A 23,385-nucleotide genomic window follows, 5' to 3' on the forward strand; every position below is an offset into this window, starting at 1 on the left:
TTCAGTACACGGTGTAGAACTCCCGGGCGATCTGGAAACCGTGTCCGGTGGTGGCGTTGACGCACTGCACATACTGCAGGCTCACGGTGCAGACGAAGTTCCCCTGCCGGACCTGCTGACCGTAATCGACGATGGGCGAATGGAAATCGATCGGCGCGTCGGTGTGGCAGGTGATGCGCGCGCGCTCATTCTGTACGGCGAGCACATCGCCGTACGCGCCGTGGCAGGTGTCCGGACGCTGCGGTGACAGGTACGAATGATCCCTGATCTGGCATACCGCACCCTCGGGCCCGACGAGACAGCCGATATTGCCGGACGGTGCGATGAATTGGCTCAGGCTCGCGGCATTCGCGGTTCCGGCGTCGACGCCAAAGGTGGCGGCGGCGATGGCGGCGGCACCGACGATCGCCGAAAGGTAGGTGGCTTTCATGGCATCGATAGTGTGCGCGGCCGATTTCGAAAACCTTATGCCCCGCTAATGGCGAGCGCTCAACCGTCGAGCTGGACGGTATTCAGCATGAGCTGCAACGCGGCGGCACACGGGTCGGGTTGCGCCGAATGGTCGCGATTGTGCACCCACCAGGTGACAGTGCCGGAGTCCGCGGCGGACAGACCGCAGGCCCCCGGATCGCGAGGGTCGTGCCAGTAGAAGCCGCCGAAGCTCTTCACCACGGCATTGTCGGTGGTGTAGCCGAGATCGGTGGCGGTCTGGCGATCGAACATGAGGGAGTTCTTCTTCAGCCAGCCGTAGGTGAGGTCGATCGAGGTGCCGGTGGCGGAGATTCCGGTCCACGAGCAGATGGTGGGTGAAAGTTGTTGCCGCAGACCCGTTGCCGCGACGGTGCGCTCGATGGTGGCGGTGGGCAGCGGTCCGCAGCCCGCCAGCGTGTTGTCCTCCACCGGCGCGCCGACGGGTGCGGGCGGTGAGCTCGTGGAGCAGCCGGTCAGCACGCCGGCCGTCAGGAGCAGTACCGCGATCGCGATTCGATTGCCGCGCATGGGATTACCGTTTCGACAAGGTCGCGGAGGCCAGCCGGTCGGCCGCGGCGCAGGCGTTCGCTCCGGTGACGGCGACGGAATCGACTGTCCAGGAGATGAAGTCGGTATCGCCGGTCTGCACCGCAGCTTCACAGGCGTGTGCGGCCTGCCAGCTGAAACCGGCTCGGCCGACGATGTCGATCCCCGTTCGACCGGCGGAAACCCCTGCCTCGGAGCGGTATTCGCCGATCGGGCTGTTGCGGAACCAGCGAAAGGCGATACTCGACCCGTCCGGTGTCTCCCACCGGCACAGCAGCGGATCACCGCTGATCAGCGTGACCGCGCCGAATCCGGACAGCGCGCCGACCTGGTTCGCGTCCGCCGAACCGCACAGGCCGACATCGAGCGCGGGCGTTATCTCGTGCGGCGTACCGCTGGGCGCGGCGGCGGGTGTGCCGCTGTCGCTCGCTCCGCAGGCGGACAGCACCAGCGCGGCGAGCAGCGCCAGACCCGATCCCGCCATTCGCGCTCGCACGATTGCGATAGTAGCGACGCGGGGCGCGATGCGCGGGTGCTAGCCCACCACGCGCGGCCACGGATAGAACGCCAGGTGCGGCAGCAACACCACGAGCAGGGCGAGCAGGACCGCCGCGACGGGCGATCGCCGAACCCGGCCGTCTGCTGTACGCGGGGACGTCGCCGACCGATCGGCCGGGCCGGGGCGTGGCATGTGCGATCAGCCCAGCGCACCCGTTATCGCCTCGGCGGCGGCGACCAATTCGCCTGTGACGGCGAGGTGGACGGCGGCCTCGATGTCGGGGGCGAGGTAGCGGTCAGCGCCGGGACCGGGCACCCGCCCGCGCAGTACGGCGATGACGGCGGCGGTGGCCGGTGCCGGTACGAGGGGTGCGCGCATATCGATTCCCCGGGCGGCGGTGAGGATTTCGATGGCCAGCACCCTGGTCAGGCCGTCGATGGCGCGGCGCAGTTTACGGGCCGCGGACCACCCCATCGAGACGTGATCCTCCTGCATGGCAGAGGAGGGGATGGAGTCGACGCTGGCGGGGGCGGCGAGCCGCTTGAGCTCGGAAACGATTGCGGCCTGGGTGTATTGGGCGATCATATGCCCGCTGTCCACGCCCGGATCGTCGGCGAGGAAGGCGTTCAGACCGTGATTGCGGGCCACATCCAGGAAGCGGTCGGTGCGGCGCTCGCTGATGCTCGCCACATCCGCGACCACGATGGCCAGGAAATCCAGCGCGTAGGCGATGGGCGCGCCGTGGAAATTGCCATTGGATTCGACCCGGCCGTCCAGGGTGACGACGGGATTGTCCACGGCACTGGCGAGTTCGCGCAGCGCGACGGTGCGGGCGTGCGCGGCGGTGTCCCGGGCCGCGCCCGCGACCTGGGGTGCGCAGCGCAGCGAATAGGCGTCCTGGACGCGGGCGCAGTCCGGGCCGCGATGGCTGGCCACGATTTCCGAATCGGCCAGCAGCCGGGTCATATTCGCGGCGGCGGTGGCCTGACCCGGATGCGGGCGCAGGGCTTGCAGATCGGCGGCGAAGACCCGGTCGGTGCCGAGTTGGCCCTCCACGCTCATGGCGGCGGCGATATCGGCCAGGCGCAGCAGGGCGTCCAGATCGTCCAGGGCCAGCACCAGCATGCCGAGCATGCCGTCGGTGCCGTTGATCAGCGCCAGGCCCTCCTTTTCGGCGAGCACCACCGGTTCGATACCGGCCTGCGCCAAAGCCATTGCGGCGGGCAGCAGTTCGCCGTCTGCGGTGCGCACCTGACCTTCGCCCATGGCTGCCAGCGCGCAGTGCGACAGCGGTGCGAGATCGCCGGAACAGCCGAGGCTGCCGTATTCGTACACGACCGGGGTCAGCCCGGCGGACAGCATGGCGGCATAGGTGCGCGCGACCTCGGGGCGAACACCGGTACGGCCGGTGGCCAGGGTGGACAGGCGCAGCAGCATGAGCGCGCGCACCACCTCGGTCTCGACCTCCGGTCCCGAACCGGCGGCGTGCGATCGGATCAGGCTGCGCTGCAATTGGGTTCGCAGTTCCTGCGGGATATGGCGGCTGGCGAGCGCGCCGAATCCGGTGGAGACGCCGTACACCGGTTTCGGATCATCCGCGAGTTCCTGTATGCGGGTGCGGCTTTCGGCTATCGCCGTGAGCGCCTCGGCCGATAGTTCGACCGGCGCGCCGTGGCGGGCGACCCGCACCACCTCCTCGAGGCTCACGGGTCCGATTCCCACGGTGACGGTTTCATGCGAGACCGCCCGGCCGGGGGTGTGTTCGATGGAGGCGCTCAAGACCTCTCCTTTCCTCAGACGTGTGCGTTGGTGACGCTTTCCGAGAGTGCGTCCAAGGCGGCGGCGGTGGCCGAGCCGGGGACGGCGGTGTAGACGACGAGCAATTGATCGGGATCGCCGGGGAGCAGCAGGGATTCATAACCCATATCCAGCAGTCCGGCCTCGGGATGCCGAATCCGCTTGCCGCCGTGCGTCTTCTCCTTGACCGGATGCGCGCCCCAGATGCGGCGGAAGTCGGCGCTGCGCTCGCTCAGCTCGTCGACCAGGGCGTGCAGGGCCGGATCGTCCGGATGCAGACCGGCATCGCGGCGCAGGAAGGCGGCGGTCTCGACCGCGACGGTCTCCCAGTCCGGATAGAACTCGGGGGCGACCGGGTTCAGGAACAGGTATCTGGCCTGATTGCGTTCCTCGGCGGGCACCGCGGAGAACCCGGAAACCTTGTCGCCCAGGGCATTCCAGGCGATCACATCCACGCGGCGGCCGAGCACGAAGGCGGGCGCGGTCAGTGCGTCCAGCACGAGACGGGTGCCCGCGCGCACCGTGGCCTGGTACACCCCGCCCGATGCGACCGGCCGGGTGCCGGTGGGCCGGGCCAGCGCGTACAGGTGCAGGCGTTCGGGATCGGTGAGCCGCAGCGCCCGGGCGACCGCGTCCAGCACCGCATCGGAGGCATTGCGGCCGCGCCCCTGTTCCAGCCGGATGTAGTAGTCCACGCTGACCCCGGCCAGCTGCGCCACTTCCTCGCGGCGCAGGCCCGGCACCCGGCGGCGGCCGTACTCGCGCAGCCCGGCGTCGGCGGGCGCGATGCGGGCGCGCCGGGATTGCAGAAATTCGCCGAGATCGGTGTCCATGCTCACCACCCTAGGGAGTTCCATCCTGGTACTGCCGGACCCAGGAAAACCGGACCCCTCGCTGCCCCCTTTTCACCAGCTCAGGATGAGTTCATGAGCTACGAGAACCTGAACAACCGCACCGCCGTCATCACCGGGGCCGCCAGCGGCATGGGTGCGGCGACCGCATTGCTGCTGGCCCGCAATGGCGCGCGGGTCGCACTGCTGGCCCGGCGCGCCGATCGGCTGGAGACCCTGGTCGCCAAGATCGAGGCCGAGGGCGGCACGGCACTCGCGGTGCCGGTGGATGTCACCGATCCGGCGAGCGTGAGCGCGGCGGCCGAGCGGGTGCACGCGACCTTCGGCCCGGCGGACCTGGTGGTGAACGCGGCGGGCGTCATGCTGCCCAATCCGATCGCCGACGGCCGCGAGGACGAATGGGTGCGCATGATCGACACCAATATCACCGGCGCGCTGCGCGTCATCCGGGCCTTCGTGCCGGATCTGCTGGCCGCCGCCGATGCCGGGCGCACCGCCGATCTGGTGGACATCTCCTCCATCGGCGCGCACGTGAACTTCCCGAACTACGCGGTGTACGGGGCGACCAAGGCCGCGCTCACGCAGCTGTCGGCGAGCCTGCGCACCGAACTGGGCCCGCGCCGGGTGCGCGTGACCAATATCGAGCCGGGGCTCACCGCGACCGAACTCGGTTCGCATATCGACAATGCGGAACTGAGTTCGGGACTGGACGGGATGTTCGCGTACCTGGACGCGTTGAGCGCGGACGATATCGCCGATCTCATCGCGTACACCACCAGCCGCGCGCGGCACGTCAACCTGCGTCAGGTCATCGTGCTGCCGACCCAGCAGGCCTGAGCCGCACCGCCCGCACGGATTTCATGCCTAGTATCGATCCCATGCGGGTGGGACGAGGGCTTTCCGGATTTCTGGCATTCGCAGTACTGCTGGCGGTGGTGGTGGCCACCGCCTGGCAGGGACAACCGCACGGATATCGCGATGCATCCGCCCCGCCCGAGGTGTTCGCGGCGGGCCGGGCGATCGGCACCGTGCGCGAGATCGCGAGCACACCGCATCCGGTGGGCACCCCCGAACACGACCGGGTGCGTGACTATCTCGCGGGCGAATTGCGAAAACTGGGGCTGGAAACCGAGATTCGATCGGGTGTCGGCCGCTGGCCTGGCGATTTCAAACCCGATCGCACCGGGCTCGGGCGAGTCGACAATATCGTCGGCACGCTGAAGGGCACGAATCCGACGGGCACCGTTTATCTGGTGGCGCACTACGATTCGGTGCAGTCCGGACCGGGCGCGAATGACGACGGCGTCGGGGTCGCGGCCATCGTGGAGACGATGCGCGCGCTGCGAGACAGTGAGAACGGCCTGCGCAACAACGTGGTCGCCCTGCTCACCGATGGCGAGGAGCCCGGCCTGCTGGGTGCGGAAGCCTTTGTCGCGGAGGGTAATTACGACCACAACGGGGTGGTGGTCAACAATGACGTACGCGGTGCGGGCGGACCCGTGCTGCTGTGGCGGATCACCCGGCCCGACGGCGGGCTGATCGATGCCGCCGCGCGAACGCCGTATCCGAATACCGATTCGATGACCACCGCGCTCGCCGGTGCGGGCGTCTCCAGCACCACCGATTTCGTGGCCTTCGACAAGGCCGGACTCCCGGTGCTGGACTGGGCGTATGCCGGGCGCAGCGCCTACTACCACAACATCAAGGACGATCCGGAGCACGTCGATCTCGCCACCGTGCAGCAGGTGGGCGAGAATACCCTCGCGCTGGCAAGGGATTTCGGCGCGCGCGATCTGAGCGACACCTCCGACCGTTCGAATCCGGCTTATTTCCCACTGCCTTTCGGTGTGCTGGTGGTGTGGCCGGCCTGGGTGATCAGCACGCTCGCGGTGCTGTCGCTGCTGGCGATCGGGTGGGTGATCCGGCAGGTGCGCCGCAATGGCGAGGCCACTGTGAAGGGCGTGATCGGCGCTGCCGCTGTGACATTGGCGGCGCTGCCGGTGGCCATCGGCGCGACGTACGGCCTGTGGTGGCTGGTGCAGTTCATCCGTCCCGAGTACCGGGCCTGGCCGGTCGATCCGTATCGGCCGGAGTTCTTCCAGGCCGCCGTGGCGGTATTGACCGTGGCGGTACTGACCGGCGGTTATGTGCTGGCGCGCCGCTGGTTCGGCGCGACGGGCGCGGCGATCGGACTGCTCACCGGTGTGGTGGCCGCCGGGGCCGGGGTGACGGTGTACTCCCCCGCGGCGGCGGAGATCATCGTGATCCCGGCGTGCGCGGCGGCATTCGGGGTGGTGCTCACCTTCGTGGTGCCGGAGCGCTGGCGGTTGCTGACGCTCACGGTGTCGCTGCTTCCGGCGGCGCTGTTCCTGGGCGGGAGCGCCTGGTCCGGTATCCAGGCCGGACTGATGACCGCGCCGTTCACGGGGGTGCCGCTGATCGTGGTGCTGGGCGGACTGCTGCTGCTCACCCTCATCCGGAGTTGGCCCGCACGACGCGGCTGGACCGTTCCGGCGCTGGCGGTGGTGCTCGCCGTGGTGCTGGCCGCCGTGGGGCAGGCGGTGGATCGTTTCGATGTGGAGCATCCGCGGGTGACCCAGGTGTCGTACGCGCTGGACGCGGATCACGGTGACGCGCAATGGTTGTCGGTGCTCGCGCCGGACGATTGGACGCGGCAGTTCGTGAACGACGGCGCGCCGGGCGCACCGTACTCGGATCTGTTCCCCGGGATAGTGGCCGCCGGAAAGGCGGTGCCGGAGGCGCTCAGCGCGCCGGTCGCCGAAATCCTGTCGGACACCACCGATTCGGGGCAGCGGACGGTGCGATTGCGAGTGCGTTCCACGCGCGGGGCCACGGCCATCGATCTGCGCTGGGAGCAGGCGCCGAGCTCGCTGACCGTCGCCGGTCGGGAGTTGACCCCGGTGCCGCACAGGAGTTTTCATTTCGTCGCACCGCCCGCCGAGGGTATCGAGGTGCGGCTGGTGGCACCGGCGGGGCCGCTGAACCTCACGCTCATCGACTACACCTGGCTGCCCGATTCGAAGCTGGCGCAGGGCCCCGGTCGCGGCCATCCCGATGACGCCTTCTTCCGGCAGGACAGTGCGGCGGCGGTGTTCACCCGGGTGCCGGGACTGTGACCGGTCAGCCGCGCCGCTGATGACGGCGTAGATAGCGGCCGGTCAGGCTGTCCGGAGCGGTGGTCAATTGCCGGGGCGTGCCGGTGGCGATGATCCGGCCGCCTTCCGGACCGCCGCCCGGTCCCATATCGATGACGTGATCGGCGTCGCCGATCAGATCCAGATCGTGATCGATGGCGATAATGGTTGCGCCACCGTGCAATAGGCGATCCAGCACACCGACCAGGGTGCGCACATCCTGCGGATGCAGGCCGGTGGTCGGCTCGTCGAAGACATAGAGCAGCTGCCGCTGACCGGTGCGCAGGCCACTGGCCAGGCGCATGCGCTGGGCCTCGCCGCCCGACAGGCTGGGCGTGGGTTCGCCGAGGCTGAGGTAGCCCAGGCCCACCTCGCGCAGTGCCTGTAGCGGCGGACCGATGCGCGGTACGCCCGCGAAACGGTCGGCGGCGTCGGCGACGGTCAGATTCAGCACGTCGGCGATGGTCGAGCCGTCCACGCGCACCTCGAGGGTCTCGGGGTTGTAGCGCGCCCCGTGACAGGCCGGGCAGGTGAGCACCATATCCGGCAGGTACTGCACATCCAGCGAGATCTCGCCCAGGCCCGTGCAGGTCGGGCACTGTCCGCCCTTGACGTTGTAGGAGAATCTGCCCGCGCCCCAATGCTTTTCGCGAGCCTGCGGGGTCGCGGCGAAGAGCGCGCGGATACCGTCGAACGCGCCGGAGTAGGTGGCGGGGGTGGAACGGCTGTTATTGCCGATCGGCGTGGAATCCACCGTGATCACGCGGGTGATGCCGCCGGTATTCAGTTCCCGGACATGGGCGGGCAGTCGCTCCCCCGCCAGCCGACGGGTGAGCGCCGGGACCAGGCTGTCCAGCACCAGAGATGTCTTGCCGGAACCGGATACGCCGGTGACCAGGGTAAGTCGCTGCAGCGGAAAGCGGGCGGTGACATCGTGCAGGGTGTAGAAATCGCCGACGGTGATCTCCAACTGCTGGTCCCCGGCGCGCACCCCGCGCGGCTTGCGGGCATGCGGGTCGGCGCGCCCCGAAAGATACGGCCCGGTAATCGAATTCGGGTCATCGGACAGCTCTGCGGCGGTGCCGCGGGCGATGACCGTACCGCCCGCGCGGCCCGCGCCCGGTCCCATTTCCAGGAGCTGGTCCACCTGGCGCAGCAATTCCACCTCGTGGTCCACCATGACCACCGAATTGCCATTGTCGACCAGGGCGCGGATGACGCCGCTCAGCCCGTCCATATTCGCCGGGTGCAAGCCGATGGACGGTTCGTCCAGCACGTAAAGCATTCCGGTGGAACGGGTTTGCAGCGTGGCGGTGAGCTGGATGCGCTGCCGCTCCCCCGTCGAGAGCGATTCACCCGCCCGATCCAGGGTCAGATAGCCGAGTCCGAGGGTGAGCAGCGGAGCTATGGCGCGTACGAATTCGGTGCTGAGGCGGGTGGCGATTTCGCGCATATCGGCCGGCAGGCGCTCCGGCACTCCCGGTGCCCACGTGGACAATTCGGCGAGGGTGAGCGCGCTGGTCTCGGCGATGGTGCGATCTTCGAGCAGCGTGCCGAGCGCTTCGGGGCGCAGCCGGGTGCCGTGACAGGCCGGGCAGGTGTGCAGGGTGAAGAATTTGCCGAGTCGTTCGCGGGTGGTCTGGCTATTGGCATTGGCGAGCGAATGCCGCACCGCCGCACGGGCATTCTCGTAGGTGCCGTTGAGTTCGGCGGCCCGGCCGGATTTGGTGGTGACCACCACGTGTCGTTTCTCGGCGGGGCCGTCCAGCACGATATCGCGTTCGGCCGCGGTGAGGTCGCGATAGGGCACATCGATGCGCACACCCAATTGCGCGGCGATCTGCGGCTGGAAATCGCGCAGCGGCAGCTTCCAGGGCGCGACCGCGCCCTCTTCGATGGTCAGGTCCGGATTCGGGATCAGCGCGTCGTCGTCGATCTCCTCGACCGTGCCGAGGCCGCCGCAGCGCGGGCAGGCCCCGAAACTGTCGAACGAGAAGGATTCCGCGCCGGGCAATTCCACCCTGCCACCGCATTCGGGCAGGTCGACATAGCCGCGCATCGCCACGTCCAGGGTCGGCGGCAGCCGGAATCCGGTGGGGCACAAGTGCGATCCGAGCCGCGAGTACATCAGCCGCAGCACGTTGTACACCTCGGTCATGGTGCCGACCGTGCTGCGCCGCCCCGGAATCGGCGGGCGCTGGCGGAGCGCCAGGGTCGCGGGCAGGAAATCGATGCGATCCACATCCGGGCGCTCGGTCTGGCTGATCCGCCGCCGGGTATAGGTGGACAGGCCGTCCAGCAGACGCTGATAGCCCTCGCCGTAGAGCACATTCATGGCGAGCGAGGACTTCCCGGAACCGGACAGACCGGTGATCGCCACCCAGGACCACAGCGGGATCTCGACGTCGATGTCCTTCAGATTGTGCACGCGCGCGCCGAAAACCTTGATGGCCCGGGGCAAATCGTCGAGGCTCACCCGCGATCCCAGCGCCGCACCAGCTCCCGGCCGATCACCGCGAGCGGTGCGGCGGCCGCCATGCCGATATGGGTGGCGTCCACCTCGATATCTGTCACCGTCCCGGTGATGTGCTCCATCCAGGTCTCGGCGGGGCGGCGGTCCGCATCGGTCTCCCGAATGGCGGTGAAATGCAGCAGATCCCCGCGATAGCGCCCGGACGGGCCACCCGGGACCGCACGGGTGAGCGCGACGGTGGCGCGCTCCACCAGATCGGGCGGGAACACCGCGGCGGCGCGGGCGATATCGCCGTTGGCGCGCAGCTCCGCCCATGCGGATTCGGTGTCACCCGAAGCCTGTTCGGTGCCGTCGTACGCGGCGGTGTCCATCAGGGCGAGCGTGCGCACCTCCGCGCCCAGCAATTGCAACCGCACGGCGACCTCGTGGGCGATGCGGCCGCCGAGCGACCAGCCCAGCAGGCGGTAGGGGCCGTGCGGCTGGGCCCGGCGAATCTCGGTGACATAGCGGTCGGCGTAGTCGGCGAGGGTGGCGAAAGGGTGTTCGTCGCGGACCACCCAGGGATCCTGCAGGCCGTACAGCGAGACGGCCGGGTCGAGATGGGTGAGCAGGCCCGCGTACGGCCACGCCATACCGCCGCCGGGGTGAATGCAGAAGAGCGTGTCCGGACCGGAGCGGCGCAGCGGCAGAACTACGGCGTATGACTCGTTCTCCGCTGTGTCGCTTGCTTTTTCGGCCCTATCCGGTATCGCCGAGGCGCTCTCGGCCTCCAGTCGGCGGGCCAGCGCGGCCACCTGCGGGGCCTCGAACAGATCGCGCAGGGTGATGATCCCGTCCAGGCGCGAGATGACCTGGGCCGCGGTGAGGGAATTACCGCCGAGGGTGAAGAAATCGTCGTCCAGACCGACCTCCGCCACGCCGAGGACTTCGGCGAAGGCGGTGGCAACCCGCTGCTCCCCGGGCGTGACAGGGGGCCGGAAGGTGTTGGCGGGCAATGCCGGTGCGGGCAGCACGGCCCGGTCGACCTTCCCGTTCGACAGCAGGGGCATGCGCTCGAGCGGGATCACGACCGGCACCAGCTGTGCCGGAAGCCGTTGCGCGGCAACCGCTGCGACGGCGGTGGCATCGATCGTCCGGCCCGGCTCCGCAATGACGTAGGCCACGAGCCGCGCACCCGCCGAGGTATTCGCCGGGGCGGCGACCGCGACCACCTGAGCCACTCCGGGTGCGGCGGCCACGGCTGCCTCGATCTCGCCGAGTTCGATCCGCATGCCGCGCAGCTTGACCTGGAAATCATTGCGGCCCTTGTAGATCAGTCGTCCATCCGGTGACCAGGTGGCCAGATCGCCGGTGCGGTACAGGCGTTCACCGACGGGGCCGAAGGGATCGGCGACGAAACAGGCGGCGGTGGTGGCGGTTCGGTGCAGATAGCCTCGGGCCAGTCCGGAACCGCCGAGATACAGCTCACCGGTCGCGCCCACCGGAACCGGACGCAGGCAGCGGTCCAGGATATAGCAGCGGGCACCGATGACCGGCCCGCCTATCGTCACCGGTCGCGCACCATCGAGGGCGTCCTCGAGGGTGGCGATCACCGTGCCCTCGGTGGGGCCGTAGACGTTCACCAGGCGGTGCGTCTTCCCCCAGGCAGCCGCGACGGCGGGCGGACAGGCTTCGCCACCGGTGACCACCACGCGCAGGTCCGGCAGTCCGGCCGAATCGGTGCAGGCCAGCACCGCCGGGGTGATGAAGGCATGGGTCACGCGCTCGAATCGCATGAATTCGGCGAGCGCGGGGCCCGCGTACGCCTCGGGCGGCGCGACGACCAGCGCGGCCGCCGCCCCCGCCGCGAGCACCAACTCCCACACCGATGCGTCGAAGCTCGGTGCGGCGACGCACAATACGCGGCTGCCGGGCTCGGCCCCGATGCACTTCGCCTGTGTAGCAGCCAGATTCGCCAGGCCCGCATGACTGATCACGACGCCCTTCGGCGCACCCGTGGAGCCCGAGGTGTGAATGATGTAGGCCGCGTTGTCGATATGCGCCCGATCAGCGTGCGACCGTGTTTCGTTGTTCGAAGCCCCATCGATCTCGGTCCGCGATTCGGCGGTGACGACGGTTCCATCGGCGGCCAGCGAGATCAACGGCATCCCCGTGTGCGCGAACGCGACGGATTCGGCCGCGGCGGTGAGAATCGCGCTGGGCCGGACCGGATGCAGCAGGTCGGTGATGCGCGCGGCGGGAAAGGCCGGGTCCACGGGCAGGAATGCCGCGCCGGATTTCGCCACCGCCCAACAGGACACCACCCAGGCCAGGGAGCGGGACATCCCGAGGGCCACCACGTCCTCGGGGCCGATGCCCCGGGCCGTGAGCAGGGTGGCGAGCCGGGCCGCGCGGTCATCGAGTTCGCGGTAGGTGAGGGCCAGATCGCCATGGCGAACGGCCTCGGCGTCGGGGGCACGACGCACGGCGGCGGCCAGGATATCGGGCAGCAGCAGATCGCTCTCCGCCACACCGGTCCTGTTCCAGTCCTGGATGATTCGGCGATACTCCGACGGGCCGAGCATCGGCAGTCGGGCAATGGCCGTCAGCGGCTCGGCGGTCACGCTGTCGAGCAGCAGCAGGTAGCGCTGGGCCAGGGCCGCGACGGTGTCGTGGTCGAAAAGGTCCGTGGCATACCGGATATGCATCGTCAGCCCGGAATCCGAAGGCGCGATGGTGAATTCCAGATCGAAGCGAGCGGCCTGCGAGTCGGGATCGACGACTTCGGCGGTGAGCCCGGGCAGTTCCAGGCGCACGGGTTCCAGGTTCTGAAGTGTGAGCAGCACCTGGAACAGCGGATGCCGAGACCGCGAACGCGGCGGCTCGAGCGCTTCCACCACCTGTTCGAACGGTGCCTCGGCATGCGCGAAAGCAGCCAGATCGATACTGCGCACCCGCTCCAGGAATTCGGAGAATGACTGCGCGGCCGTGACTTCCGTGCGCAGCACCAGGGTATTGACGAACATGCCGACCAGATCGTCCAACTCCGCCGCCCCGCGCCCGGCCACCGGGGTGCCGATGGCGATGTCATCGCCGTCCGACCACGCCGCGAGCAGTATCGCCAGGCCCGCGTGCAACACCATGAACAGCGAGGCGTCATGCTCGGCCGCCACCGTGCGCAACCGCCGCACCGTCTGCTCGGGAATCTCACACGCTACGGCCGCGCCCGCGAAGGACGCGACCACCGGGCGTGGTCGATCGAACGGCAAGCCGATCTCCGCGGGCAATGCCGCGAGCGTGCCCAGCCAGTAATCGATCTGGCGCGTCATCTCGGACCCGGATTCCTCCACCGAGCCCAGGGCATCACGCTGCCACAGCGTGTAATCCGCGTACTGCAAGGGAAGTTCGGCCCATCGCGGGCGAATGCCTTCGCACGCGGCCGTGTAGGCCGCCGCCAGATCCCGGGCCAACGGCGCGAGCGAATAGCCGTCCGCATTGGCGTGATGAATCACGAACGCCAGCACCCACTCGCGCGCGGTGTCCGGCGACTCACCGAGCGCGAACAGCGCGCTGCGCACCGGCACCGCCACCGTCAGATCGAAAGGCCGCGAGCAGAATTCCCGTACCGTCTCCCGCACGACCGAACCTTCCACCACACGCGTTTCCGGCGCCGGCAAGCCGCTGGGCTCCCTGGTCCGATCTTCCGGGGATCCGAGCGCTTCACCGGGTCCGGCGGGCAGGATGCGTTGGGAGCCTTGGCCGTCCGTGTCAGGGAAGTAGGTGCGCAGGGTTTCGTGGCGGGCGATGACTTCGCGTACCGCCGCCACCATGGCGGGCGCGTTCAAGCGGCCGCGCAGGCGCAGGACCAGCGGGATGTGATAGGCGTCGGATCGCGGGTCGAGGCGGTGCAGCAGCCAAAGGCGTTGCTGCGCATAGGAGAGAGGAATGCGGTCCGGCCGGGGTTGTGCGATGAGCGGAGTAGGGGTGGTACGCGGGGCGGTGGCCAGGTGGTCGGCCAGGGTTGCCACCGTGGGGGCGTCGAAGATCGAGCGCACCGGTACTCGCACGCCCAGTGCCGTGCCCAGGCGCGCGGCCACCCTGGTGGCGTTGAGGGAATTGCCGCCGAGACGGAAGAAGTCGTCGTCCAGGCCGACCCGGTCGAGGTGCAGGACCTCGGCGAATACGCGTGCCACCGCGCGCTCGGCGATGGTGGCCGGGGCGCGGAACTCGGCGGTTTCGGGTGCCGGGGCGGGCAGGGCGGCGCGGTCGAGTTTGCCGTTCACGGTGAGCGGCAATCGTTCGCACAGCACGATGGCGGAGGGGACCAGGTGCCCGGGCAGCGTCGCCGTCAAAGCCGCGCGTACGCCGGTGACCTCCAGGTTCGGCGCGTCGGCGGTGATGTAGGCGACGATGCGGGGATCGCCGGGCGTCTCCGTGTACAGGACGACGACGGCCTGGCCGACGCCCGGCAGGTCGGTGAGCGCGGCCTCGATCTCGCCGGGTTCGACGCGCATACCGCGCACCTTGAGCTGGGAATCGGTGCGGCCCAGGAACTCCAGCGAGCCATCGGCCCGGCGGCGCACCGCGTCCCCGGTGCGATACATCCGGCCCGGCGCGAACGGATCGGGCAGGAAGCGGAGCGCGGTCAGCCCCTTCCGGCCGTGATAGCCGCGCGCGACACCCGGCCCGGCGATGTACATCTCCCCCGTCACACCGTCGGGAACCGGGTGCAGACAGGCGTCGAGGACATAGCAGCGCATCCCGGTCGCCGGTCCGCCCAGCGTGACCGGCTGCCCCCGCTCATACGGCGCACTGTAATTGGAGATGACGGTGACCTCACTGGGACCGTACGCGATCAGCAGGCGGCGATCGACGGACCACCGGGCCGCCAGCGCGGACGGCACCGCCTCCCCACCGGTCACCAGCACCCGCAACTCCGACCCGGTCTCGCAACGCACCTCGCTCGCGGACTCGCACGAATCCGCTGCGGCCGTTCGCAATTCCGCCGGATCCAGTTCCGCGAGGACCGCGGGGGTGAGGAAGGCGTGGGTGATGCGTTCTCGGCGGATGAGATCGGTGAGTTCGGGGCCGCCGTAGCGGTCCGGGTCGGCTATGACCAGGGTGGCGGCCGCGCCGAGGGCGAGCAGCAGTTCCCAGATCGAGGCGTCGAAGCTCTGGGACGCCGCCGCGAGGATGCGCGAATCACGCTGGGGAGCACAGTGTTCGGCCTGTGCGGCGACCGTATTGGCGAGACCGGCGTGCGTGATGACCACGCCCTTGGGTGCTCCGGTCGAGCCGGAGGTGAAGATGAGGTAGGCCGCGTCGTGGAGTCGCACATTGCGCAGGCGTTCATTGCCGGTGACGACGGCTGCCGAAGTGGCGGCCAGTTCCGCCGATACCTCCGGAGCATCCAGTGCCAGCCAAATGAGCTGTGCGGCACGAGGTTCGACGCCCCGGCGGGACACGCCCCCGGTAGCCGGGCGTTCATCGGCGGCCGCGGCGACCTCGCGCGTACCGATTAGCCAGGCACCCACGTCCGCGGTCGTGATAACTAGTGCCGCATGGGAATCCGTGAGCAGCTGATCGATGCGGCCGGAAGGGTGGCGGGGGTCTATCGGAAGGTAGGTCGCACCGGATTTGGCCACCGCCCACAGCGCGATCACCCAATCCGGTGAGCGGCGGATGGCCACCGCCACCACATCTCCGGTCCCTATGCCGCGGCGAATCAGGGCTCGGGTCAGCCGGTTCGACCGTTCGTTGAGTTCGCGGTAGGTGAGGGTGCGGTTGCCGTACACGACGGCGGTGGAATCGGGGGCCAGGGCGACCGCGCGGCACATCAGGCCGGGCAGATTGATGCAGGTGGCACCGCCGGTGCGGTTCCAGCTGTACAGAATGTCGTGGCGTTCCTCGGGGGTGAGCACGTCCATGGCCCGCACCGGGCGATCCGGGGTGGCGGCGGCCTGGGCGAGGAGGCGGCCGAAACGGTGCAGCACGCTTTCGGCGGTGCCCGGGTCGAACAGGGCGGTGTCATAGCGCAGGGTGAGGCCGAGGGTGGAATTCCGTTCCACCACTTCGAATTCCAGATCGAATCGGACCGCGCCGGTGTACGGCGGCAGGGCTTCGACGCGAACGCCGGGCAGGGCCAGTTCGGTCGAGCCGAAGCTCTGATAGGACAGCACGACCTGGAACAGCGGATGCCGGGCGGTGGAACGCGGCAGATCGAGCGCTTCGACTATCCGCTCGAAGGGAGTGTGCGCGTTATCGAGCGCCTCGACATCGATATCGCGGACCCGATGCAGCAGCCCGTCGAAGGATTCCCGGACGTCGACGGGGACCCGCAGCGCGACGGGGTTGACGAACATGCCCACCAGATCGTCCAGACCGGGCCGATCCCGCCCGGCGGTCGGAGTGCCGATGACGATATCCGTTGTGCCGGACAGCTTCGCCAGCAGTACGGCCAGCGCCGCATGCACCACCATGAACAGCGAGGCGCGATGGCGGCGGCCGAGTTCCCGCAGGCCGATCGTGATCTCCGGCGGCACGGTCGATTCGACGCTGCCACCGGCATGCTCGGACTGCCGGGGACGCGGGCGATCGAAGGGCAGCGGCAATTCCAGCGGCGCGCCGTCCAGCACCGAAATCCACTGCTTCAGTTGCCGATTCAGTTCCGAGCCCGGATCATCGGCGTCACCCAGCGCGGCGTGCTGGCGAATCGCGTAGTCCGAGTACTGCATCGGCAGCGCGGGCCATTTCGGTGCGGCGCCGAGCGCGCGGGCGGTATAGGCGGTGGCGAGATCGCGGGCGAGCGGGCCGAGCGAGAATCCGTCGGCATTCACGTGGTGCACGACCAGGATCAGCACCCAGGAGGCGGGGCGGCCCGCCTCGTCGATGCCGTAGAGCCGTGCCCTGATCGGCGGTCCCGCGGCGAGATCGAAAGGCTCGCACTCGAATTCGCGCAGCGCTCGGTCCAGGCGCTGCCGCGTCACCCGGCGGATATCGAGCGCGCCGATATCGTCCTGTGCCACGGCCTGATACGGCATCCCGTCCCGTTCGGGAAACCAGGTGCGCAGCGCCTCGTGCCGCCGCACCACATCCGCCACCGCCGCGGTCAGCGCGGTCACGTCGAGGGCTCCACTCAGCCGCACGGCCAGCGGAATATGGTAGGCCGCGCCCGCCCCGAGCCGGTCCAGCAGCCAAATGCCCTGCTGCGCGAAGGACAGCGGCACCAGGTCCGGCCGGGGGCGCGTGTCCTCGCCGACCGGATCGAACGGCGCGCACACCCCGCGCGCCGCCAGTGCCCCGGCCAGCCCGGTCACGGTCGGTTCCTCGAACAACGCCCGCAGATCCAACTCGATACCGGCACTGCGCAATGCCGCCACCGCACGGGTGGCGCTCAGTGAATTGCCGCCGAGGGTGAAGAAATCGCCATCCGCGCCGACGCGATCCAGGCCGAGCACCGCCGCGAACGCGCGCGCGACCGTCTCCTCGAGCGGGGTCTCCGGGGCGCGATACCGTTCCCGAGCGCGCACGGGGGCGGGCAGGGCGGCTCGATCCACCTTCCCGGTGATGGTCAGTGGAAGGCGTTCCACGATCGCCACCGTCGGCAGATACTGCTCCGGCAGCACCCGGGCCAGTTCGGTGCGCAGTTCGGCCGGATCGACCCGGTGTCCCGCGTCGGGGACCACGTACGCGACGATCTCGGGGTCCCCCGGCTCGGGTGACGCATCGGCGTGCAGGACGACCACGGCATCCGCGACCCCGGGGGCGGCCGACAGCGCGGCCTCGATCTCACCGAGTTCGACGCGGACGCCGCGAATCTTGATCTGGAAGTCATTGCGGCCGTGATAATCCAGTTCACCGTCACCGCGCCAGCAACCGAGATCACCGGTGCGGTAGAGGCGTTCGCCGGTGCTCGCGAACGGACTGGATACGAAACGGGTCGCGGTGAATCCGGGGCGGCGATGGTAGCCGCGCGCCAAACCCGGCCCGGCGATATAGATTTCGCCGATCACGCCCGGCGGCACCGGACGCAGGCGGCCGTCCAGGACATGGCAGCGCGCACCGATCACCGGACCGCCGATGGAGACGGTGGCGTCGGCGCGCAACGGACGGCTGACGCTCGACCAGATGGTGGTCTCGGTCGGGCCGTAGACATTGACGAAACACCGTCCGGCGGACCAGCGGGCGGCCAGTTCCGGCGGGCAGGTCTCACCGGCGGTGGCGAGCAGCCGCAATTGCGGGAGCCGCCCCGGATCGGTGAGCGTCGCCAGTACGCGCGGGGTGAGCATGGCGTGCGTAATGCGCTCCCGCTCCAGCAGTTCGAGCAGGGCGTCACCCGCGTACGCCCAGGGCGGAGCCAGCACCAGGGTCGCACCGGATCCCAGGGCCAGCAGCAACTCCCACATGGAGGCGTCGAAACTGGGCGAGGCCACCGCCAGCACCCGGGCGTCCGGATCGGCGTCGCAGCGCTGCGCCTGGGTGACCAGGACATTCGCCAGGCCGCCGTGAGTGATGGTGGCGGCCTTGGGGATTCCGGTCGACCCCGAGGTGTACATGACGTACGCCGGATGGTGCAGGCGCAGCGGGCGCACCCGGTCGGCGTCGGTGATCGGCGGCGCGAACTCGTCGGCGGGCTCGTCCGGGTCGATGAGCAACCAGCCGCCACCGGCGGGCGCGGGCAGGTCCGCCCGGCGGCGATCGGTGGTGATGCCCAGGGCCGCACCGGAATCCGCGAGCATATGCTCGATGCGTTCGGCGGGCGCGTTGGGGTCCACGGGCAGATAGGCCGCGCCGCTGTGCGCGACCGCGCAGACCGCGATCACCCATTCCGGCGAGCGCGGCAGCGCCACCGCGACGATGTCCTCCGGGCCGACGCCGAGCGCGATCAGTGTGCGCGCCAGCTGATTCGCGCGCGCACCGAGCTCGCGGTAGCCGAGTGCACCACCTTCACAGCGCAGCGCGCACGCGTCGGGATCGTAGGCCGCCGCGCGGGTCAGCAACTGCGGCAGCGTGATCGCGACCGCCTGACTGGTCTCGTTCCATTCGCGCAGCAGGCGATGCTCATCGGCGGAGCACAGGTCGACCGCGCCGACCGGGGCCGCGGAATCGAGGGCGATATGTTCCAGCATCCGGCACAGTCGCTGCGTGAGCGCGGTCATGGCGGGCTCGTCGAAGAGGTCTGCGGCGTAGCGCAGGCTCACCGCCAGTTCGTCCGGGGACTCCGCGACGGTGAATTCCAGATCGAATTTGACCAGTGGCAACGGGATTTCGACGGACTCCACCCGCAGGCCCGGCAGCTCGAACTCGGCGTGCGCGCGCGGGCGGAAGGACAGCATCACCTGGAACAGCGGATGCCGCGCTCCGGAACGGGGCAGGCCGAGGGCGTCGACCACGTGCTCGAACGGCGCCTCGTCATGCGCGAACGCGCTCAGATCGATATCGCGGACCCGGGACAGCAGGCCGTCACAGGATTCGGCCGGATCCACCGGCACCCGCAGTACGAGCGTATTGACGAACATGCCGATCAGATCGTCGAGGCGGGCGTCACCGCGCCCGGCCACCGGGGTGCCGACCGCGATATCGCTTCCACCCGATACCGCGGCCAGCACCGCCGACAGGCCGGCGTGCACGACCATGAACATGGTCGCGCCGTGCCGGCGAGCCACCTCGCGCAATCCCCGGACGGTGCTACCGGGAACCTCCACACGCACCCGCTCCGCCCGCCGCGAGCCGCGCGCGGGGCGCGGCCGATGCGGTGGCAGACCGGATTCCACCGGCAGCCCGGCCAGCGCGCGCGACCAGTAGCCGAGCTGCCTGGACAGTTCGGACTCCGGATCGTTCGCGGCGCCGAGCACCTCGCGCTGCCAGAGGGTGTAATCCGCGTACTGCACCGGTAGTGCGGTCCACTGCGGAGCCGCACTGCGTGCCCGGGCCGGATACGCGGCCGCCAGATCCCTCGCGAATGGAGCGAGCGAAAGTCCGTCGGCGATCACATGATGCACCAGAACGGCGAGAATATGCTGCTCCGCCACGCCCTTCGGGTCATGAATCCGCAGCAGCCGCACCAGAATCGGCGGGGCGGCCGCGAGATCGAAACTGGCGCGCCCGAACTCGGCCAGGGTGTCCTCGACGTCCTGGGCCGCAACGGTTTCCGCCACCAGGCCCGAAACCACCGTGTCGACCGGCGCGATCCGCTGCCGTACCACCCCGTCGACCTCGGGAAATGAGGTGCGCAACGCCTCGTGCCGCTCCACCACATCGGTGAGCGCGGCGGTCAGCGCGCTGACATCCAGCTCACCGCTCAACCGCAACCCCAGCAGCATGTTGTACGCCGCCGACTCCGGATCCATCCGCTGCGCCAGCCAAAGCCGCTGCTGCGCATACGACATGGGCACCGGCCCACCCCGCTCCCGGGGCCCCGGCCGCTCCCGCTCCACCAGCAGATCCCGCGCACCCACCCGCGCCGCGAATCCCGCCACCGTTCCGGCTTCGAACAGATCCCGCACCCCGGCCGCCACCCCCAGCGCCGCCCCGACCCGACCCGCGACCAATGCCGCCCCGAGCGAATCCCCGCCCAGCGTGAAGAAGTCATCGTCCAGCCCGATGCGCCGCCCGCCGAGCACCTGCGCGAACGCCTCCGCCACCACCTTTTCCGCCTCGGTGACGGGCGCGCGATACCGGCCGGCCACCGGGGCGGGTGCGGGCAGGGCGGCCCGATCGACCTTCCCGTTCGCGGTGACGGGCAGCCGATCCAGCAGCACGATCACCGGCACCATATAGCTCGGCAACCGCTGCGCCACAGACACTTCCAGCTCCCGGGTGGTGAGCAGCACCCCCGGCTCCGGCACCGCGTAGGCCACGATCCGCTGGGCGGAGTCGCGACCGCCGTGCACCCTGACCACGGCCTGAGCGACGCCGGGACAGGCGGCCACGGCGGCTTCGATCTCGCCGAGCTCTATCCGGAGGCCGCGGATCTTGATCTGGGAATCCAGGCGGCCGTGGAATTCGAGGTCGCCGGAGTCGGTCCGGATGGCGAGATCGCCGGTGCGGTACAGGCGTTCCCCCGGCGCGCCGAAGGGATCGGCCAGGAAGGAGGCGGCGGTCCCGGCCCGGTGGGCGAGGAAGCCCCGGGCCAGACCCGGGCCGCCGAGATAGAGCTCGCCGACCACACCGGGCGGGACGGGGCGCAGCCACGGGTCCAGGACATAGCAGCGCATACCGGGAACCGGGGTACCGAGGGTCACCGGGCGGTCCGGGGTCAACGCGGCGAGGTTGGTGACGATGCTGGCCTCGGTGGGGCCGTAGACGTTGACCAGGGTGCGGCCGGGTGACCACGCGGCGACCACGGCCGGTGGGCAGTCCTCGCCGCCGGTCGAAAGGTAGTGCAGGGTGGGCAGTCCGGTGGGATCGGTGGCCGCGAGCACGGCGGGCGTGAGGAAGGCATGGGTCACCCGTTCCCGGCGGATGAGATCCGCCAGGCGCGGGCCCGCGTAGGAGTCGCCGTCGGCGATCACCAGGGTCGCCCCGGTCGTCGCGGCGAGCAGTACCTCCCACAGCGAGGCGTCGAAGGTCGGGATGGTCGCGCACAGCACGCGATCACCGGGGGCGGCCGGAAGGTGATCGGCCTGTGCCGCAAGCAATCCCGTCAGACCGGCGTGGGTGACGACCACGCCCTTGGGCGCACCGGTCGAGCCCGAGGTGTAGATGACATACGCCGGATGTCCCGGGCGCAGCGCGCGCACCCGATCGGTCGCACCGGGGGCGCTGCTGTCGTCCGAGTCCGATGGTGCCGGGACGGTGAGTGATTCGCGGCCGTGGCGCACCCGGTCCGGGAATGGCGTTGCGGGAGTGTCGATCAGAAGGCGGACTCCGGCTTCGCGGAGTATCGCGGCGATTCGGTCGACGGGGTGGGCCGGATCGACCGGCAGGTAGGCGGCTCCGGCTTTGGCCAGCGCCCAGATGGCCACCACCCAGGCCGCGCTGCGGCGGGCGGGGACGGCGACCACATCCTCCGGGCCGATGCCGCGACGAATCAGGCTGTGCGCCAGTCGATTCGATAGCTCGTCCAGTTGGCTGTAAGCGAGCGAGGTCGCACCGTCGACCACCGCGGCGGCGTCGCCGCCGCGGCGGGCTCCGGCCGCCAGCAGGTCGGGCAGCAGGCGGGGGTCGGGCTCGTCTATGCGGTTGGGGGCGTGCAGGATTCGGTCGCGTTCGGTATCGGTCAGCAGTCCGATGGTGCCGACGGGCTGATCCGGGTCGGCGGCCAGAAGGTTGCCGAGGAATAGCAGGAAGCGGTTCAGGAGGTCGTTCAGCTCGGCTTGGTCGTAGCGATCCGGGTTGGCGAGCAGGTCGACCGACAGCCCCTGTTCGGCTCCGGCGCGGTACAGGTTGAAGTGCAGATCGGCCACCGAACCCGAGGACAGAATGCGGTATTCACCCGTGGCGCGGCCGAATCGGCTGGTGCGGTCGAAGAACATCAGGTTCACGGTCGGGCCGAGCAATTGATCGGGGGTGACGCCGAGATCGCGGCGCAGCTCCTCGAAGCGGTAGCGCTGATGCCGGAGCCCGCCGGTGATCTCCCGCGCCGCCGCCGCGATCAGCTCGCGCGCGGTGATCGCGCCCGCGCAGCGCAGCCGGATCGGCAGTACATTGGCCAGCATGCCGCCGGATCGCTTCAGCGCGGCGGTGGTTCGGGCCGACGCCGCCAACTGCACCATCGGCTCGGTCCCGCCGGTGGTGCCCGCCCGGAACGCGCACACCGCGGCCACCAGCACCTGCGCGGGGCTCACCGCGCAGTCGGCGGCCAGCTGTTCCAGCGCCACCCATTCGAACGGTGACAGCGCGCCCGCCGAGCGCAGCGCGACGGGTGCGGGACCGGCAGCGCGCACCCGGGTCGCCACCCCGGCCGGCGGCGCAACGGTCCAGTCCGAGAAGCGTTCCCGCCAATAGTCGCGGTCCGCGGTGAACCGCGCCGACGCCCGGTATTCGGCGTCCGCAGCCTGGATCAGGTCCGGCGCGAGACCGCCGAACGGCACCGGCTCGGTCCCGCGCAGCAGTGCGTCGTACCACTGCCCGATGCGCGCGATCAGGCTCAATCCGCCGTAGCCGTCGATGGCCACGTGATGCATCTGCGCGTACCAGATGTGCAACTCCGGTTCGACCCGCAGCAGCGCCGCGGCCCACAGCGGCGCGTCGATGAGTTCGATGGGTTCGCGATGCCGCCGGTTCATCCAATCCAGCGCCGCCCGATACGGTTCGGCCGCGCGGGTGAGGTCGACGCGTTCGAGGCCGCCGCCGATATCGGCGGCCAGCCACTGATACGGCCGTCCGTCGGCGCGGCCGATGCGCAACCGGCCGACGCCGAACTCCTCGAAGGCGCGGCGCGAGGCCGCGTCGAAGCGTTCGGCGTCGAGTTCACCCCGCAATTCCAGGTAGTGCGCCTGGCCGGGAAGGGCGCGCGGAGCGGTGCGGTCCCCGGCTCCGATATCGTCCGCGAGCCACAATTCCATTTGGGCGCGGGACAATTCGAACGGCACGGCGACGCGGACATCCGGAGACTGGGCTGGCACTGTCCCTCCCGAAGTCGAGAGCGGCGGAATGAGCCGGAGCGCAATT

At 69.7% G+C, this 23,385-nt stretch carries 9 protein-coding genes; 2 read left to right on the top strand and 7 right to left on the bottom strand.

All coding sequences use genetic code 11. The features are described 5' to 3' along the window. Position 1: 1 nt before the first annotated feature. The 5 genes from AB0L82_RS25570 to AB0L82_RS25590 form a co-directional block, all read right to left on the bottom strand. Positions 2–430 (bottom strand): DUF6636 domain-containing protein, encoded by a 429-nt coding sequence (locus AB0L82_RS25570; protein ID WP_364641238.1) that lies wholly within the window; start codon positions 428–430, stop codon positions 2–4. 59 nt (positions 431–489) lie between these two features. Then, positions 490–999: a DUF3558 family protein gene (locus AB0L82_RS25575; protein ID WP_364641241.1), complete on the bottom strand. Its 510-nt coding sequence runs from the start codon at positions 997–999 to the stop codon at positions 490–492. Between the two features lie 4 nt (positions 1,000–1,003). After that, a complete protein-coding gene (locus AB0L82_RS25580; RefSeq protein ID WP_364641244.1) occupies positions 1,004–1,513 on the bottom strand; it encodes a DUF3558 family protein in 510 nt (169 codons plus the stop codon). A 201-nt stretch (positions 1,514–1,714) separates the two neighbouring features. Then, positions 1,715–3,295 carry a histidine ammonia-lyase gene (gene hutH / locus AB0L82_RS25585; RefSeq protein WP_364641247.1) on the bottom strand — a complete coding sequence of 527 codons (1,581 nt, stop codon included), beginning with the start codon at positions 3,293–3,295 and terminating at the stop codon, positions 1,715–1,717. A gap of 14 nt (positions 3,296–3,309) precedes the next feature. Continuing rightward, positions 3,310–4,146 carry a helix-turn-helix transcriptional regulator gene (locus tag AB0L82_RS25590; RefSeq protein WP_364641250.1) on the bottom strand — a complete coding sequence of 279 codons (837 nt, stop codon included), beginning with the start codon at positions 4,144–4,146 and terminating at the stop codon, positions 3,310–3,312. A gap of 93 nt (positions 4,147–4,239) precedes the next feature. Here AB0L82_RS25590 and AB0L82_RS25595 point away from each other — a divergent pair, with 93 nt between their 5' ends. Both AB0L82_RS25595 and AB0L82_RS25600 read left to right on the top strand, forming a co-directional pair. Next, positions 4,240–5,001, top strand: coding sequence for an SDR family oxidoreductase (locus AB0L82_RS25595; protein WP_364641253.1), 762 nt, complete (start codon positions 4,240–4,242; stop codon positions 4,999–5,001). A 41-nt stretch (positions 5,002–5,042) separates the two neighbouring features. After that, positions 5,043–7,301, top strand: a complete 2,259-nt coding sequence (locus tag AB0L82_RS25600; RefSeq protein ID WP_364641256.1) for a M28 family peptidase — start codon at positions 5,043–5,045, stop codon at positions 7,299–7,301. Positions 7,302–7,305: 4 nt separating this feature from the next. Here AB0L82_RS25600 and AB0L82_RS25605 read toward each other — a convergent pair whose 3' ends face one another. Both AB0L82_RS25605 and AB0L82_RS25610 read right to left on the bottom strand, forming a co-directional pair. Beyond that, positions 7,306–9,795: an excinuclease ABC subunit UvrA gene (locus AB0L82_RS25605; protein ID WP_364641259.1), complete on the bottom strand. Its 2,490-nt coding sequence runs from the start codon at positions 9,793–9,795 to the stop codon at positions 7,306–7,308. Next, positions 9,792–23,339, bottom strand: a complete 13,548-nt coding sequence (locus AB0L82_RS25610) for an amino acid adenylation domain-containing protein (RefSeq protein ID WP_364641262.1) — start codon at positions 23,337–23,339, stop codon at positions 9,792–9,794. The genes AB0L82_RS25605 and AB0L82_RS25610 overlap by 4 nt, the downstream gene beginning before the upstream one ends. Between the last annotated feature and the right edge of the window lie 46 nt (positions 23,340–23,385).

Source organism: Nocardia sp. NPDC052001 (assembly GCF_040680615.1).
Taxonomy (GTDB): domain Bacteria; phylum Actinomycetota; class Actinomycetes; order Mycobacteriales; family Mycobacteriaceae; genus Nocardia.